The following is a 16,811-nucleotide window of genomic DNA, read 5'->3' as shown; positions in this document are numbered from 1 at the left end:
TAAAGTTAATCTCGTCAACACGACATCACATTGCATAAGAGTCGCATGAGTGTCGTAAAAATAACTGAAAGAAAGGATAAAAATTATGCGTAAACTGACTGCTCTGGTTGTTGCCTCTACTCTGGCGCTGGGTGCTGCGAACCTGGCTCATGCTGCTGACACTACAACAGCTGCACCAGCGGATGCCAAACCGATGATGCACCACAACGGCAAGTTCGCCCCGCATCACGACATGATGTTCAAAGACCTGAACCTGACCGACGCGCAGAAACAGCAGATTCGCGAAATCATGAAAGGCCAGCGCGATCAGATGAAACGTCCGCCGCTGGAAGAACGCCGTGCAATGCACGATATCATCGCCAGCGATAGCTTCGATAAAGCGAAAGCCGAAGCGCAGATTGCGAAGATGGAAGAACAGCGCAAAGCCAACATGCTGGCGCATATGGAAACCCAGAACAAAATTTACAACATTCTGACCCCGGAACAGAAAAAGCAGTTTAATGCCAATTTTGAGAAGCGTCTGACAGAACGTGCAGCGCAGAAAGGTAAAATGCCGGAAGCTGCCGAGTAATCGATCAGCGTCTACACTAAATCATTCACACTGTGTCGCGCTGATTGCCGCACAGTGTGAAACCAAACTCAAGACCGCCGCTCTTGTCCACAACACGTATAACGATGTGGGCAGGATCGGCGGTTTTTTCATTTCTGCCTATTGCACCGGACGCACGACACGCTATTCTCCTGAAGCCCGCGAAAATTCTACCTGGATCAGCGCGTTATTCTTTTTTGCAAAATGCCGGGTTCATCGCTAAGGCAAATCAACTCTGCTGCCGATAACAATAATCTGCAGGGTGAACATAATAATGATGATTTATGGCTGTCTGTTTACGGCAGGCTGCCATGCTGCTCCTTTCTGGAGGGATGATGGAATACTTTGATATCCGCAAAATGCCGGTTAACCTCTGGCGGAATGGTGCGGGAGAAACGCGTGAGATTTGCTGTTTTCCGCCAGCAACACGAGATTTTCACTGGCGGGCGAGTATCGCCTCCATTGCAGCAAACGGCGAGTTTTCACTTTTCCCGGGTGTAGAGCGCGTGATTACCCTGCTGGAAGGCGGAGAAGTGACCCTGGAAGAGTCGAACACCTTCACGCATACCCTGAAACAGCATCAGCCTTTTACCTTTGCCGGTGACAAGGTGGTAAAAGCGAAGCTGACGGAAGGGCAGATGTCGATGGATTTTAATATCATGACCCGACGAGATGTTTGCCAGGCAAAAGTCAGAGTGGCCGATCGCACCTTTACGACCTTTGGTTCACGCGGCGGCGTGGTGTTTGTTATCAGCGGCGCCTGGCAACTGGGCGATAAACTGCTAACGGCCGACCAGGGTGCGAGCTGGCATGACGGCAAACACACATTACGACTGCTGGAACGCGAGGGAAAATTGCTGTTCAGCGAGATTAACTGGATGCCGGGGCATTCTCCGGATGCAGTTCAATAATGTCATATTGACCAGACAGAACAGGCCGGCAGAGAATTTTGTAGCCATCATGGTCAAAGCCTGCTGGCATACGCGCCAGGGTAGTCGCTTCATCCAGCGTTGAAACGGCTCCCAGCCACAGCCAGTTGTTGATGATATGGTACTGTGTCATTTCGGCACCGGTTTCTTGCAAGGCAATGGCATTGCTCCATGGCCAGCAAATCACTCTCACTCTTTCCAGCGCCGCTAACAGACGCAAATGATGCGCTTCATGACTCTCTTTCCCGCAGCACGCTCCGGCGCAGCGTTTAAGCGCGGAGCGAAAACAGGCGCGCCCGCGGCTCAGGGGTTCCAGCCCCAACAGGCCGTAGCACAGCTGTTGTTCATCCGCGAGGCTTTGCAACGCTTGTAGCGCTGCGCGACGATTGGCAAACAGGCCAAACAGATTGGGTGCATGGGAGAAATCAATATCTCGTGCGTAGACAACCTGAACAGTTCGGTCGGTAAGCTGCAAGGCGCAAAGCTGACGATTGCGCCGCAGTCGTTTATTAAACAACGGCTGTTGTTCTTTGATCAACCGCGCTTCCAGCAGCAGGGCACCAATTTCTCCCGCCGTACAAATCCAGCTAATGCGTTTGGCCTGACGCAGCATTGCCGCTTCGTCTGCGGTACGCAGGTGTGCCAGCACGCGGCTGCGAATATTGACGCTTTTACCAATGTAGAGCGGCATAGTGTCACTTTCACTGTGAAACAGATAGACGCCTGGCGCGGTGGGCAGCGCACTCAAAAATGGACGCAGGTGTTCAGGATATTCATAGATTGCCGCTGCCTCAAATGTCAGGCGTGGGGCTGATTGACGCCGTACCACTTCTCACTCCGGATGCTGGTTATTCATCCAGTGTAGCAGTTTGAAACCGATTAAAAAAGCGGCATCAGACAAGGAAGAGTGGCCGGACAGCGGTGATCCCAGTGCTATCCGGCAATATGTGACTAAAAAAATTACGCTTTTTTCCAGAAGTCATCAAACACCGTAATCGGTGTGCGACGTTTGTGTTCGGTCTTCAGATACCAGCCTTCAATTTTTTTCGCGATGTCGGCAGCCAGCGTTTTTCCTTCCAGATAATCGTCGATGTTGTCATAGGTGACGCCTAATGCGGCTTCATCCGGCAGAGAAGGGCGATCGTCTTCGAGGTCGGCCGTTGGCGCTTTCTTATATAAATGTTCCGGGCAACCCAGTGCGGCAAGCAGCTGCTTACCCTGACGCTTGTTCAGGCGGAAAATAGGGTTAATGTCAGTACCGCCATCGCCGTATTTGGTGAAAAATCCGGTGATGGCTTCTGCTGCATGATCGGTACCCACGACAACACCGCTGGTCATTCCGGCGATACTGTACTGGGCCTTCATACGTTCACGGGCTTTTTCATTGCCACGGACAAAATCGCTCAGTTCAATACCCGCTTCACGCAGGGCCTGTTCACTGGCCAGTACCGCACCCTTAATATTTACTGTGAGCACGCGGTCAGGTTGGATAAAGGCGATGGCATCCTGACAGTCCTGTTCATCAGCCTGAACGCCATACGGCAGACGTACGGCAATAAACTGCAGCGCGTCATTCCCCGTTTCTTCGCGAAGCTCGGAAATAGCCATCTGGCAAAGTTTTCCCGCGAGCGTTGAGTCCTGTCCGCCGCTTATCCCTAATACCAGTGATTTCAGAAAAGGGTACGTTTGCAGGTAGGATTTCAAGAAATCCACGCTGCGGCGAATTTCCTCTTCTGCATTAATTCGCGGTTTTGCGCCAAGCGCCTGGATTATCTCTTGCTGCAGAGTCATTTAACCCCCTCCGAAAAATGAAATGATCAAAAAAATGATGTGTTAAAGCTAACGCGTTGGGACCCAAACGACAAGGGATGCAGGCCTGATCTAACATCATTTTGTTTTAATAGAATTTTCCGAAACGACCTAAGTATCATCTGATTGCTTGAAAAATGTGTTGTTGTGCTCCAGGCTTATATAACACGCTGAAATACAAGAGGACGGAATATGAACAAGAACCTAACAGGAATTCTAAGCGCAGCGGCTGTTTTGACTATGCTGGCAGGGTGTACGGCCTACGATCGCACCAAAGACCAATTTGTTCAGCCCGTGGTGAAAGATGTGAAGAAAGGGATGAGCAGGGCGCAGGTGGCGCAGATTGCCGGTAAACCTTCTTCTGAAGTCAGTATGATTCATGCGCGCGGGACATGCCAGACCTACATCCTGGGTCAACGAGATGGTAAAGCTGAAACCTATTTTGTTGCTTTAGACGACACCGGACATGTGATTAACTCCGGTTACCAGACCTGCGCAGAGTACGACACTGACCCGCAGGCGGCGAAGAAGTAACAACTGCTTATTGCCTGAGCATTCAGAAGAACCGGCCATCGCGCCGGTTTTTTTGTGCCGAACGATCTTATTTATTGCCGCGAATTATTTGCCCGAAATGTGAGGGGGGTCATAACGACAGGTCAAGGAGAGACAATTTAGTTGGTCAAGGAAATACCATCCACCGGTGCAATCCCGTATACTCATTTCAGCCACCTAAAAAAGTAATTTAGCTGACGCAAGTTACCCAGAGCATGGATGCAGGTTATGGCTTGCGGAGTGTCTGGTTGACAGATAATCGCACATGAGGATCGTTTTAATGGAAAAGAAACACATTTATCTGTTTTGTTCTGCGGGCATGTCGACTTCATTGTTGGTTTCGAAGATGCGTGCTCAGGCCGAAAAATACGAAGTGCCGGTTATTATTGAAGCATTTCCTGAAACGCTGGCCGGAGAAAAAGGTCCTGTCGCCGATGTCGTGTTATTAGGTCCACAAATTGCTTATATGTTGCCCGAAATTCAGCGTTTGTTACCCAACAAGCCTGTGGAAGTGATTGACTCGCTGCTGTATGGCAAAGTCGATGGTTTAGGCGTGCTTAAGGCTGCTGTTGCAGCAATTAAAAAAGCCGCAGCAAATTAATTATTTTATTTTAATTTTTCCCGTCAAAGAGTTATTTCATTAACATTCACCGCAATTATTAATTGCGGTATTTAAGGGTATTTTTCTATGAGTAACGCTATTGCTTCACTTGAAAAGGTACTCCTTCCTTTTGCTGTAAAAATTGGAAAGCAGCCACACGTTAATGCAATCAAGAACGGTTTTATTCGTTTAATGCCGTTAACCCTCGCAGGGGCCATGTTTGTATTAATCAATAACGTTTTCCTGAGCTTTGGGGAGGGGTCGTTTTTTTATTCAATGGGCATTCGACTTGATGCTTCGACTATTGAAACTTTGAATAGCTTGAAAGGCATTGGTGGAAACGTCTATAACGGTACGCTGGGTATCATGTCATTGATGGCACCGTTCTTTATCGGCATGGCGCTGGCAGAAGAACGTAAAGTCGACTCACTGGCTGCCGGGCTGTTATCCGTCGCCGCGTTTATGACCGTAACGCCTTATAGCGTGGGGGAAGCCTATGCCGTTGGCGCGAACTGGCTCGGCGGTGCCAATATTATTTCCGGTATTATTATCGGCCTTGCGGTCGCGGAAATGTTCACCTTTGTGGTTCGTCGCAATTGGGTCATTAAATTACCTGATAGCGTACCGACATCCGTATCGCGCTCTTTCTCTGCGCTGATTCCTGGCTTCCTTATCCTCTCCATTATGGGGATCATCGCCTGGGCATTGAACACCTGGGGTACGAACTTCCACCAGATCATTATGGATTCCATTTCAACTCCGCTGGCGTCGTTGGGCAGCGTGGTGGGCTGGGCCTACGTGATTTTTGTTCCGCTGCTGTGGTTCTTCGGTATTCACGGTTCACTGGCGCTGACTGCGCTGGACAGCGGTATCATGACGCCATGGGCGCTGGAAAACATCTCTATCTACCAACAGTTTGGTTCCGTAGATGCCGCGCTGGAAGCCGGTAAGACGTTCCACGTCTGGGCGAAACCGATGCTCGACTCCTATATTTTCCTTGGGGGTAGCGGAGCAACGCTGGGTCTGATTATCGCTATCTTCCTGGCATCGCGTCGTCCTGACTATCGTCAGGTTGCTAAACTGGCACTGCCGTCAGGTCTGTTCCAGATTAACGAACCTATCCTGTTCGGTCTGCCGATCATCATGAACCCGGTGATGTTTATCCCGTTCATTCTGGTGCAACCGATTCTGGCGGCGATTACGCTGGCAGCTTACTACTCAGGCATTATTCCACCGATTACCAACATTGCACCGTGGACTATGCCAACCGGTTTGGGCGCGTTCTTTAACACCAACGGTAGCGTCGCTGCTCTGCTGGTCGCGCTGTTCAACCTCGGTATCGCAACGCTGGTTTACCTGCCGTTCGTGGTGGTAGCCAACAAAGCGCAGAACGTTATTGACCAAGAAGAAAGCGAAGAAGATATCGCTAACGCATTAAAATTCTAAATTTAATCCGGCATGGCTTTACGGTCATGCCGGACTGAACCAGAGGAAAAAAGTATGTTGGATATCGAGAATATCGTCGACACGCAGTCAGAAGCAGAAGAACTTGAAGAAGTGGTGATGGGCCTCATCATCAACTCCGGTCAGGCGCGTAGCCTGGCGTACGGGGCACTCAAAATGGCCAAGCAAGGTGATTTTGAGTCGGCCAGGGCCATGATGGACCAGTCTCGTCTGGCGCTGAACGAAGCGCACCTCGTGCAAACGAAATTGATTGAAGGCGATCAGGGTGAAGGTAAAATGAAAGTCAGCCTGGTGCTGGTCCACGCACAGGACCACCTGATGACATCAATGCTGGCGCGTGAGCTGGTGACTGAACTGATTGAGCTTCACGAAAAGCTGAAATAGCGAGGAGTGCATAATGCAGCTACAGATTAACGCACCGGAAATCAAAACCGTTTATGAACAGCAGCTGTTTAATGGCAAAAATTTCCATGTGTTCATCTATAACAAAACTGAGAGCATCAGCGGGCTGCATCAGCATGACTACTATGAGTTTACCCTGGTTTTAACCGGGCGCTATTATCAGGAAATCAACGGTAAACGCGTACTGCTCGAGCGTGGAGACTTTGTCTTTATCCCGTTGGGATCGCACCACCAGAGTTTTTATGATTTTGGTGCGACAAGGATCCTTAACGTCGGTATCAGTAAACGTTTTTTTGAACAGCACTATCACCCGCTGCTGCCATTTTGTTTCGTTGCATCGCAGGTCTATCGGGCGAATAACTCGTTTCTTACCTACATTGAAACGGTTATTGCATCACTGAACTTTCGTGAGAGCGGGCTGGATGAATTTGTAGAAGTGGTCACCTTCTATATTATTAATCGGTTACGCCATCATCGCGAAGAGCAGGTGCTGGATGATATTCCGCAGTGGCTTAAAACCACCGTCGAGACCATGCACGACAAACGGCAGTTTAGCGAGAATGCGCTGGAAAATATGGTACACCTGTCCGCGAAATCCCAGGAGTATCTGACCCGCGCTACCCAGCGTTATTACAGCAAAACGCCGATGCAGATTATTAATGAAATCCGCATTAACTTTGCTAAAAAACAGCTGGAAATGACGAACTATTCTGTAACGGATATTGCTTACGAGTCTGGCTACAGTAGCCCAAGCCTGTTTATTAAAACGTTTAAAAAGCTGACGTCGTTTACACCGAATAGCTACCGTAAGAAATTAACTGAATTTAATCAGTAGATATTATTTGCCAATAACCCATTTTTTATAGCTTGCCCAAAATAGCGTCGGGACAGCCACGCTATACCTGACAAACGGGTTGAGCATAATACACGTCAGTGTTTTTACACTGAAGGGAGAAAGTATGAGCCAGAAATTAAAAGTCGTCACTATCGGTGGCGGGAGCAGCTACACCCCTGAATTACTTGAAGGCTTTATTAAGCGCTATCATGAATTACCGGTTTCTGAGTTGTGGCTGGTTGATGTCGACGGTGGAAAAGAGAAGCTGGACATTATTTTTGACCTTTGCCAGCGCATGATCGACAAAGCCGGCGTACCGATGAAGTTGTTTAAAACGCTGGACCGCCGTGAAGCACTGAAAGATGCTGATTTCGTTACCACCCAACTGCGCGTAGGGCAACTGAAAGCCCGTGAAAAGGATGAACGCATTCCGCTGAGCCACGGTTATCTGGGACAGGAAACCAACGGTGCGGGTGGGCTGTTCAAAGGTCTGCGTACCATTCCGGTTATCTTTGATATTATTAAAGATGTGGAAGAACTGTGCCCGAATGCCTGGGTGATTAACTTTACTAACCCGGCAGGGATGGTGACTGAAGCGGTCTATCGCCACACGAATTTTAAGAAATTCATCGGCGTGTGTAATATTCCTGTCGGCATGAAAATGTTCATTAGCGATGTGCTGGCGCTGAAAGAGAGCGATGATTTATCCATCGATCTGTTCGGTCTGAACCACATGGTCTTTATTAAAGACGTGCTGGTGAACGGTACATCGCGCTTTGATGAACTGCTGGACGGCGTGGCTTCTGGACAACTGAAAGCTTCCACCGTGAAGAACATTTTCGACCTGCCGTTCAGCGAAGGGTTGATTCGTTCGCTGAAGCTGCTGCCGTGCTCGTATTTGCTGTACTACTTTAAGCCAAAAGAGATGCTGGCGATCGAAATGGGCGAGTACTATAAGGGCGGCGCACGTGCCCAGGTAGTACAAAAAGTAGAAAAACAATTGTTTGACCTCTACAAAAATCCTGAGTTAAACGTTAAGCCGAAAGAGCTGGAGCAGCGCGGTGGCGCGTATTACTCCGATGCGGCCTGTGAAGTGATCAACGCCATCTACAACGACAAACAGACCGAGCACTACGTCAACATTCCACATCATGGACATGTTGATAACATTCCTGCGGACTGGGCGGTTGAGATGACCTGCACGCTCGGACGTAACGGTGCTACGCCGCACCCACGTATTACCCATTTTGATGAGAAAGTACTTGGCCTTATCTACACCATTAAAGGCTTTGAGGTTGCGGCGAGCAATGCGGCATTGAGCGGCGAGCTGAATGATGTGCTGTTGGCGTTAAACCTGAGTCCGCTGGTGCATTCTGACAGCGATGCCGAGATTCTGGCGCGTGAGCTAATCCTGGCGCATGAAAAATGGTTGCCAAACTTCGCCGGGTGCATTGAGAAACTCAAAAGCGAACAACACTAACTGAGGTCGGCTATGGAACGCGTACTGATAGTGAATGCGGATGATTTTGGCCTGAGTAAAGGACAAAACTACGGCATTGTTGAAGCCTGTCGTAATGGCGTTGTCACCTCGACAACGGCACTGGTTAACGGTGCGGCGATTGACCATGCGGTACAGCTGAGTCGCGACATACCTGCACTTGCCGTCGGAATGCATTTTGTTCTGACGCTGGGTAGGCCGTTGACGGCAATGCCGGGCCTTACCCGTGACGGATTACTGGGGAAATGGATCTGGCAGATGGCAGAGGAGGACACTTTGCCGCTGGATGAAATTTCTCAGGAACTGGCCGCGCAGTATCAGCGTTTTATTGACCTGTTCGGGAGGGAGCCGACGCATCTGGATAGCCATCACCATGTGCATATGTTCCCGCAAATTTTCCCTATCGTAGCCGGGTTTGCTGCCGAGAAGGGGATTGCATTGCGTATCGATCGTCAGACCGTGTTTCAGGCGTCTGATTTTCCGGAAACGTTACGTACCTCCCAGGGATTCAGCAGCGAGTTTTACGGCGAAGCGATTTCCGAGGCTCTGTTTTTACAGACGCTGGATGCGTCAGCCGACCGGGGAGAGTCTTCGCTGGAAGTGATGTGTCATCCGGCCTTTATCGATGACATTATTCGTCAAAGTGCCTACTGTTACCCCCGCTTAACTGAGCTCGACGTGCTGACGTCTTCGTCACTGAAATATGCAATTGCGGAGCGCGGTTATCGTCTTGGCAGTTTTCTGAACGTGTAATTCCTGAGTTTGCGGCGCTTAATGCGCCGCATTTTTTTGCTTGTGGCACAAATAGCACCTGCAACCCGTCTGCGATCCCCGATATAGTCATTCCCTTCATGAATACGCTGTTTTTGCACCGCCCAGTGGCAAAATCGGCTAAGATAGCGGTTTTCTGATTTTTAGAATTTGTCTTTAGTGAAGCAACTGATTATGAAACCTCTTCGCCAACAAAATCGTCCGGTTATCAGCTATGTTCCTCGCGTGGAGCCCGCGCCACCAGAGCATGCGATTAAAATGGATGCGTTTCGTGACGTATGGATACTACGCGGAAAATATGTCGCTTTTGTCTTAATGGGGGAGGCGTTTCAACGTTCGCCTGCATTTACGGTCCCGGAATCAGCACAGCGCTGGGCTAATCAGGTTCGCCAGGAAAATGAACTAAGGGATTAATGGATTTAAAAAAACCGCCGGAGCATGATACTCCGGCGGTTTTTTGTTTTTTAGCTGACAGACTTAGCGATGCGCCAGTTCGGCGTTATCGTCGCTGTCCAGAATCGTTTTATCAGTCTGCTTGAGCCATTGGCTGGTCAGCGTACCGGCAGTCATGGAACCGCTTACGTTCAGCGCGGTACGACCCATATCGATCAGCGGCTCAACGGAGATCAGCAGCGCAACCAGCGTGACCGGCAGACCCATAGCGGGCAGGACGATCAGCGCGGCAAATGTTGCACCGCCACCCACACCCGCAACCCCTGCGGAGCTCACGGTCACGATACCAACCAGCGTGGCAATCCACATTGGGTCCAGTGGGTTGATACCGACGGTCGGTGCAACCATTACTGCCAGCATTGCCGGGTACAGGCCCGCACAACCGTTCTGACCAATCGTGGCACCAAACGAGGCGGCAAATGAGGCGATGGATTCAGGCACGCCCAGACGACGGGTCTGCGCTTCAACGTTCAGCGGAATTGAGGCTGCGCTGGAGCGGCTGGTGAAGGCGAACGTCAGCACTGGCCATACCTTGCGGAAGTATTTCAGCGGGCTAACGCCGTTCACACCCAGCAGGATCCCGTGAACCACGAACATAATGCCCAGACCGAGATAAGAGGCCACGACGAAGCTACCCAGCTTGATGATGTCCTGAAGGTTAGAACCCGCAACCACTTTGGTCATCAGCGCCAGAACACCGTACGGCGTCAACTGCATCACCAGACGAACCAGTTTCATCACCCAGCTTTGCAGGGTATCGATAGCGACCAGAACGCGCTCGCCTTTTGGTGCATCATCTTTCAGCAGTTTCAGTGCGGCTACACCCAGGAATGCGGCGAAGATAACCACGCTGATAATCGACGTCGGGTTCGCGCCAGTCAGATCGGCAAACGGGTTTTTCGGAATAAACGACAGCACCAGTTGCGGAACGCTGAGGTCAGCCACTTTGCCAACATAGTTGGTTTCAATCGCGTTCAGACGGGCGGTTTCAGCACCACCTTGCACCAGACCTTCGGCGGTCAGGCCGAACAGGTTGGTCACCAGAACACCTACCAGTGCGGCAATCAGCGTGGTAAACAGCAGCGTGCCGATGGTCAGGAAGCTAATTTTACCTAACTGAGAGGCGTTGTGCAGACGCGCAACGGCGCTGAGAATAGACGCAAATACCAGCGGCATAACAATCATCTGCAGCAGTTGGACATAGCCGTTGCCGACAATGTTGAACCACTGTACTGAATCTTTAAGAACCTGGCTGTCGGAGCCATAAATGGTGTGCAGGGCAAGGCCGAACACGACACCCATGACCAGACCGACCAGTACTTTTTTGGCCAGACTCCACTGTTTGTGACGGGCTTGCGCCAGCACGAACAGCAGCACTACGAACACGATAATGTTCGCGATTAATGGAAAGTTCATCCCCGTTCTCCTGATCTTATTATGCGTATCACCGTTTAAAGGTGATTCTGTTGGCGCAAGATTAGCAGAACTGTGACTTGCCTCTTATATTCAAATGGAATTGTTTATACCTAAAATGATTTTTTGGCTGATTTATTAGTCAATCTGATGCGTTATGAAACGATTGAACTGCATTTGTAGCGTATTAATCATCTGCGAAGACCAGCGTACCGCGCTGTTCTCTTGTACGGTTTGCGGCATCCAGATTGCCCACGCGAACAGTGCCATGCACAGAAACCGCTCCAGTTGATTGCCTTTTTGCGGCACGAGGATGGGCAGACGAAAACGCCAGCGGCAGGGCCAAAGCAGGGGAACGCCTGCTGGGGTCAGCATGTCGGCCAGAATGTGACTAAGATAGCCGAGTACCATACCTTGTAAGGCATCGGCAGGTATTATCCAGGTATCCGGGACTTTCAGGTAGAACGTGGCCAGCAGGGCAAAAACCGCCAGCAGGCTATGTGTAAACCCGCGATGACCAAATGCCCGGGCAATGGGTTTTGATATCCACTTCAGACGCTGCCCCAGCAGAGATTTGGGATGATCGATATCCGGCAGCAGGCACGTTAAAATGGCTGAAGGAACAATATGCCACCAGTCACCCTGCGCAAGAACGGGCGTTAGCTCGGCATTCTTGGCAAATACCGCACAGGCAATAGAAAAAAGAAGGTGGCCTTCCGCCGTCATGATAAAACCCAATAAACTGTCGATTCATACAGTATAGGGGTTTTATACAGTAGGCGGAAGAGGTGACGTTGTAACCCTTTGTCACAAGTGCGCCTTTACCGCGCCAGCCAACCGCCATCCACCGCCAGCGTATAACCATGAATATAGTCAGAGGCGGGACTTGCAAGGAAAACAACCGGGCCTTTCAGGTCATTTGGCGTGCCCCAGCGTCCGGCGGGAATACGATCGATAATCTCCTGATTGCGCTCGCTGTCTGCGCGCAGTTGCTGGGTGTTGTTGGTCGCCATATAGCCGGGCGCGATGGCGTTGACATTAATTCCTTTGGCCGCCCATTCATTGGCGAGCAGGCGAGTGATGCCCAGAACGCCGCTTTTTGATGCGGTATAGGAAGGTACACGGATACCCCCCTGAAAAGAGAGCATCGAGGCAATGTTAATGATTTTTCCGCCATTGCCCTGAGCCAGAAACTGACGCGCCACAGCCTGCGACAGAAAGAAAACGGATTTGAGATTCAGATTCATCACGTCATCCCAATCTTTTTCACTGAAGTCCAGTGCATCCTGACGGCGTATAGTTCCTGCATTGTTGACCAGAATATCGACCCGGCCAAACGCCGATACCGTTTGTGTCACGATGCTGGTGAGAGCATCTTGTTGACTGAGGTCGGCCTGAATGGCCATAAAGCGTCGACCGAAGGCGTTAATTTTCTCTGCGGTTTCATGCGGTATTTTACGATTCACGCCGACTACATCGCAGCCCGCTTCAGCCAGCGCCACTGCCATACCCTGCCCGAGGCCGGTGTCACATCCAGTGACGATGGCGACTTTACCCTCGAGACGAAAAGCTTCCTGAATCATGTTTACCTCAACTATTTATGTCATTAACGCTTGCGCTATAGGGCAAGGATAGGAGAGGTTAAACAGAAATACAATTAAAAATGAAACGGCGTTTTAAAATAGAAAGTCTGAAAAGACGGGCAATACGATCATTGCCCGTTACAGGATTAGCCGCGCAGATGAGCGGCTGTGAGTTCGGTGAGCGAGGTTAGTTTGACGTCGGCAAGCACGAAGCGAGGATCGTCCTGATTCTCATGCGCTGGTACGACGATGGAACGCATACGGGCAGCTTTCGAGGCAATCATGCCGTTCACTGAGTCTTCCAGTGCTACGCAGTTTAACGGGCCAATGCCCAGTTTTGCCGCACAATCGAGGTAAACTTGCGGGTGCGGTTTGCTGTAAGGCAGTTTTTCTGCAGAAGCCAGCGCGTCGAAGTCATCGCGCAGATCAAACATGGTCAGCACTTTTTCCAGCATATGTAGCGGCGAGGCGGATGCCAGTCCTACTTTGATTCCCTGAGATTTGCACAGTGCCACAGCTTCACGAACGCCTGGCAGCAGCGGTTTTGTCTCTTCAACCAACGCAATGGCCCGGGTAATGATGCGCTCGGTGACTTCCTGACGTGAGGGGCCGTTCCAGGGTTGCTGCGCAAACCACAAATCAACCACCATGTCGATGCGTAAGCCAAGGGTATCGGGAAGTTCATGGCGGCGGGAGATATCAACGCCTAAACTTGCTATCACATCCAGTTCAGCCTGATCCCAAAGCGGTTCAGAATCGACCAGTAACCCATCCATATCGAAAATTGCAGCAAGAATTTGACGCGGGGTTGACATTACAACCTCTCCTTTACGGTGATAAAAGGGATTAGAGCCAGCCTGGACGGACTCTGAGCGTTCATTATGGCTAATTCAGAAGTATACCGCCTTTAAAGATCAGGCGAAAACGGTAATCAACGGGTAAACTTAGGCCAAAATGACACGTCTTAATCAAGGGGAACTCATGACGTATCAACAAGCTGGACGCATTGCCATCTTGAAAAGGCTGGTGGGATGGGTGGTTTTCATTCCCGCGCTGATTTCAACGCTGGTTTCAGTACTGAAGTTTATGTACGCGCACAGCGAAAAGCAGGAAGGGATTAACGCGGTCATGCTCGATTTTGCCCATGTGATGATCGACATGATGCGGGTGAACACACCTTTTCTTAACGTGTTCTGGTATAACTCGCCAACGCCCGATTTTCAAAGTGGGCTGAATCTCGTTTTTTGGCTGATATTCATCCTGATTTTTATCGGCCTGGCGTTGCAGGACTCAGGCGCCAGAATGAGCCGTCAGGCGCGTTTCTTACGCGAAGGCGTAGAAGATCAGCTAATTCTGGAACAGGCAAAGGGCAGTGAAGGATTATCCCGCGAGCAACTGGAGTCGCGAATTGTGGTACCGCACCATACGATCTTCTTACAAATTTTCCCGCTTTATATTCTGCCGGTGATCGTTATCGTGATCGGCTACTTCTTCTTCTCATTGCTGGGCTTTTTGTAAGTGCCGAACTATCGGGCCTGCCACGTTGCGAAACGGCAGGCCTGATAAGCAACGCGGTACGTCGTTAAGCCGCCAGTAATCTATCCAGTGCTTTCTGCGCCACAACCAAATGCTGTCCCCCGAACAGAATTGCCCGATTCAGCAGCGTATAGAGCTGGTAGATTGGCTGCCTGTCGAGAAAGTCCAGCGGCAGTGGCGAGACAGACTGGTAACCGTCATAAATTTGCGGCGGCTGATCGGTATGTAACGGCAGCATTGCCAGGTCACACTCTCTGTCCCCCCAGTAGCAGGCAGGGTCAAAGATGTACGGACCGTTAGGACCGAGGGCGCAGTTCCCGGACCACAAATCACCGTGCAGGAGAGACGGCTGCGGCTGATGAGAAGAGAGACGTTGCTGAACGTGTTCGACGATGGCGTCAATATTGCCAAACGCTATGCCTTTTTCAGCGGCGAGTTCCAGCTGCCAGCCTATACGCTGCTCGGCGAAAAAGGTTGACCAGCGACGTTGCCAGGTATTTGGCTGCGGCGTGGTAGAGAGCGCGTTATCGAAGTCGAGACCAAACTGAGGCTGGTCGCTCCATTCGTGCAAATGCGCAAGCTGTTGACCGAGGATAAACGCGTTATGCGCATCAAGCGGACGGGGAGGGAGGAAATCCATCACCAGAAAGCTGTAATCTCTGTCTGCGCCTACTGCCCAGATTTTCGGTACAGATACAGTTTGACTGCGGGAAAGTAGCTCCAGCTGATCGGCTTCTGCCGTAAAGCCGGTTAACAGCTCTCTTTCATCGCATTTGACGAAAAAATCTCGCCCCGCATAGCGTAAATGCCATGCGGCGTGGATCTCTCCGCCGGGCAGTTCATTACGCAGTTCGATTTCGCCTTCACCTAATTGCTCGCTTAAAAGACGACTGATAGCCTGCCACATGATGTCTCTCCCCATGTTGTCTGCCAGATCATAAGGTTAGCGCAAGAATGCGGTTAAAAAACACGAACTGACGCACACCACGGACGCGTCATCGCTGGAAAGGCACTTAATGTTTGTCGTTCTTCTTCACCTCGCACCGTTGTGGAGACGTCTGACTGCACATGATTCACTTCTTTGTAATCACGTGATTTTTTATCATAGTCGCATAACACCCATGCTGACAGTTTTACGCGAGAATCCCCCTTTTTCTTCAAAAGAGGGACGGTGTTATTACTGAGCGAGATACGAATATATTTTTTGCGTGTCGTCCAAAGAGCACAGGCGAGTACCCTGATTCAGCGTTGCTGCGCTGCCCGCGGCGACACCGTAACGGACAATATCCTCAAAAGGCGCGTTCTCTGCCAGTTTAAGCGTCATGGCCCCGACCATACTGTCGCCTGCACCTACGGTACTTTGACTTTTCACCGGTGGCGGAACCACCTGAACGCAGGTATCGCGATCTACACCCAGCGCCCCTTGCGGCCCAAGCGATACCACAACGCGGTGCGCTTTTCCGCTTTGCACGATTTCCTGCGCGGCCTTGCGCACATCATCGGGCTGTGTCAGTTCGCGGTTTACCAGCGCACTCAGTTCTTTGAGGTTGGGTTTGACCAGTTCGATATTGCCGATGGCTAACGCCGCCGTCAGTGCTTCGCCTGAACTGTCGACAATACAGCGGATCCCCTGTTTTTGTGCGGTGGTAATGAGTCGGGTCAACTTCTCAAGCTGTACGCCGGGCGGCAAACTGCCGCTGATGACCAGCAGCGCACCAGACTCAATTTCCAGCACCTGATCCTGAAGCTGGTAGAACTCTTCATCGGTCAGCGCAGCGCCTGGCATGACAAAACGATATTGTTCGCCGCTGGACTCCACGTGGACATGAAGATTTTGTCGGGTCCAGTCTTTGGCTTCGACGGTAGATACGGGAACATTTTCGTCGGCGAGCAATGCAACAAGATGCTCTCCGGTTGCTCCCCCCGCGGGGAAAATCGCCGTTGCGGTTCCGCCAAGATGGGCAATTGCGCGAGCGACGTTGATACCGCCGCCGCCGGGTTCAAAAACCGGCGAGGTACAACGAAGCTTACCTTCCGGGTAAATTTGCGGGGTGATTGTTGCGCTATCGAGAGAGGGCGCAAGTGTTAACGTATAGATACGTACCATCTTTACCTCCTGTTAGGCTGAACTCAGTCTGGCACTTAACCTCCCGAAAGTGAAGTAATTAACAACATGATTTTTCATATCTTTATTTAAAATTATCGTCATAAAGATATATAAATAAAATAAAGGTTTAGGAACGCTCTTATTCAAAAAATGAAATAAGAATTTATTGCTATGTTATTCGAGTCTTTTTATAATTTGTTACCTTTCAAGGGTCTTTTGTCATTGATCCATATGAAAGTTTCCGAGACCGTAATGGTCTCTTTTTTTGT

General features: G+C 50.5%; 19 protein-coding genes. 11 read left to right on the top strand and 8 right to left on the bottom strand.

Annotation, left to right across the window (positions count from 1 at the left end; translation table 11 throughout):
- Nucleotides 1-85: 85 nt before the first annotated feature.
- On the top strand, nt 86-571 hold the full coding sequence (spy, locus tag OGX83_RS07965; protein WP_048226767.1) for an ATP-independent periplasmic protein-refolding chaperone Spy: 486 nt from the start codon (nt 86-88) through the stop codon (nt 569-571).
- A 353-nt stretch (nt 572-924) separates the two neighbouring features.
- The gene (ves, locus tag OGX83_RS07960) at nt 925-1,500 is read left to right on the top strand and encodes an environmental stress-induced protein Ves (protein ID WP_003030626.1); all 576 of its coding nucleotides are present in this window, start codon (nt 925-927) and stop codon (nt 1,498-1,500) included.
- On the opposite strand, the gene cho is transcribed toward ves, so the two are convergent.
- Complete coding sequence (gene cho, locus OGX83_RS07955; RefSeq protein ID WP_286587733.1) at nt 1,460-2,347, bottom strand: excinuclease Cho; 888 nt, start codon at nt 2,345-2,347, stop codon at nt 1,460-1,462. The two genes, ves and cho, sit on opposite strands and share 41 nt — an antisense overlap.
- Before the next feature lie 131 nt (nt 2,348-2,478).
- Entirely contained in the window at nt 2,479-3,309 is an 831-nt protein-coding gene (gene nadE / locus OGX83_RS07950; protein ID WP_100272572.1) for an NAD(+) synthase, read from the bottom strand.
- Between the two features lie 210 nt (nt 3,310-3,519).
- On the opposite strand from nadE, the gene osmE reads away from it, so the two are divergent.
- The 8 genes from osmE (at nt 3,520) to cedA (ending at nt 9,864) form a co-directional block, all read left to right on the top strand.
- Nucleotides 3,520-3,861, top strand: a complete 342-nt coding sequence (gene osmE / locus OGX83_RS07945; RefSeq protein WP_003030621.1) for an osmotically-inducible lipoprotein OsmE — start codon at nt 3,520-3,522, stop codon at nt 3,859-3,861.
- A 298-nt stretch (nt 3,862-4,159) separates the two neighbouring features.
- Nucleotides 4,160-4,480, top strand: a complete 321-nt coding sequence (gene chbB, locus OGX83_RS07940) for a PTS N,N'-diacetylchitobiose transporter subunit IIB (protein WP_003832547.1) — start codon at nt 4,160-4,162, stop codon at nt 4,478-4,480.
- A gap of 87 nt (nt 4,481-4,567) precedes the next feature.
- On the top strand, nt 4,568-5,926 hold the full coding sequence (gene chbC, locus OGX83_RS07935) for a PTS N,N'-diacetylchitobiose transporter subunit IIC (RefSeq protein WP_003030619.1): 1,359 nt from the start codon (nt 4,568-4,570) through the stop codon (nt 5,924-5,926).
- 54 nt (nt 5,927-5,980) lie between these two features.
- Complete coding sequence (gene chbA / locus OGX83_RS07930; RefSeq protein WP_048214339.1) at nt 5,981-6,328, top strand: PTS N,N'-diacetylchitobiose transporter subunit IIA; 348 nt, start codon at nt 5,981-5,983, stop codon at nt 6,326-6,328.
- A gap of 10 nt (nt 6,329-6,338) precedes the next feature.
- Complete coding sequence (gene chbR, locus OGX83_RS07925; RefSeq protein WP_085951046.1) at nt 6,339-7,181, top strand: transcriptional regulator ChbR; 843 nt, start codon at nt 6,339-6,341, stop codon at nt 7,179-7,181.
- 124 nt (nt 7,182-7,305) lie between these two features.
- Complete coding sequence (locus tag OGX83_RS07920; protein WP_032943151.1) at nt 7,306-8,661, top strand: 6-phospho-beta-glucosidase; 1,356 nt, start codon at nt 7,306-7,308, stop codon at nt 8,659-8,661.
- A gap of 12 nt (nt 8,662-8,673) precedes the next feature.
- The gene (gene chbG, locus OGX83_RS07915) at nt 8,674-9,432 is read left to right on the top strand and encodes a chitin disaccharide deacetylase (RefSeq protein ID WP_032943153.1); all 759 of its coding nucleotides are present in this window, start codon (nt 8,674-8,676) and stop codon (nt 9,430-9,432) included.
- A gap of 168 nt (nt 9,433-9,600) precedes the next feature.
- Nucleotides 9,601-9,864, top strand: a complete 264-nt coding sequence (cedA, locus tag OGX83_RS07910) for a cell division activator CedA (RefSeq protein ID WP_008784569.1) — start codon at nt 9,601-9,603, stop codon at nt 9,862-9,864.
- Nucleotides 9,865-9,927: 63 nt separating this feature from the next.
- On the opposite strand, the gene tcyP is transcribed toward cedA, so the two are convergent.
- The 4 genes from tcyP to hxpB all read right to left on the bottom strand — a co-directional run bounded on the left by tcyP (nt 9,928) and on the right by hxpB (nt 13,714).
- Entirely contained in the window at nt 9,928-11,319 is a 1,392-nt protein-coding gene (gene tcyP / locus OGX83_RS07905) for a cystine/sulfocysteine:cation symporter (protein WP_006684833.1), read from the bottom strand.
- Nucleotides 11,320-11,454: 135 nt separating this feature from the next.
- Entirely contained in the window at nt 11,455-12,054 is a 600-nt protein-coding gene (locus OGX83_RS07900; RefSeq protein WP_008784570.1) for a metal-dependent hydrolase, read from the bottom strand.
- Nucleotides 12,055-12,137: 83 nt separating this feature from the next.
- Nucleotides 12,138-12,899 carry a 2-dehydro-3-deoxy-D-gluconate 5-dehydrogenase KduD gene (kduD, locus tag OGX83_RS07895; protein WP_103285098.1) on the bottom strand — a complete coding sequence of 254 codons (762 nt, stop codon included), beginning with the start codon at nt 12,897-12,899 and terminating at the stop codon, nt 12,138-12,140.
- Between the two features lie 146 nt (nt 12,900-13,045).
- Nucleotides 13,046-13,714, bottom strand: coding sequence for a hexitol phosphatase HxpB (hxpB, locus tag OGX83_RS07890; protein ID WP_103285099.1), 669 nt, complete (start codon nt 13,712-13,714; stop codon nt 13,046-13,048).
- Between the two features lie 166 nt (nt 13,715-13,880).
- On the opposite strand from hxpB, the gene OGX83_RS07885 reads away from it, so the two are divergent.
- Nucleotides 13,881-14,417, top strand: a complete 537-nt coding sequence (locus tag OGX83_RS07885) for a YniB family protein (RefSeq protein ID WP_008784573.1) — start codon at nt 13,881-13,883, stop codon at nt 14,415-14,417.
- A 64-nt stretch (nt 14,418-14,481) separates the two neighbouring features.
- Here OGX83_RS07885 and OGX83_RS07880 read toward each other — a convergent pair whose 3' ends face one another.
- Nucleotides 14,482-15,342, bottom strand: a complete 861-nt coding sequence (locus tag OGX83_RS07880; protein ID WP_286587731.1) for a fructosamine kinase family protein — start codon at nt 15,340-15,342, stop codon at nt 14,482-14,484.
- Between the two features lie 270 nt (nt 15,343-15,612).
- The gene (gene pfkB, locus OGX83_RS07875; RefSeq protein WP_100272567.1) at nt 15,613-16,542 is read right to left on the bottom strand and encodes a 6-phosphofructokinase II; all 930 of its coding nucleotides are present in this window, start codon (nt 16,540-16,542) and stop codon (nt 15,613-15,615) included.
- Nucleotides 16,543-16,811: the final 269 nt, after the last annotated feature.

The organism is Citrobacter sp. Cpo074 (assembly GCF_030332745.1).
GTDB classification, from domain to species: domain Bacteria; phylum Pseudomonadota; class Gammaproteobacteria; order Enterobacterales; family Enterobacteriaceae; genus Citrobacter; species Citrobacter portucalensis.
Note: the sequence above shows the minus strand (reverse complement) of the source record. Positions and strands in the feature narration are given on the sequence as shown.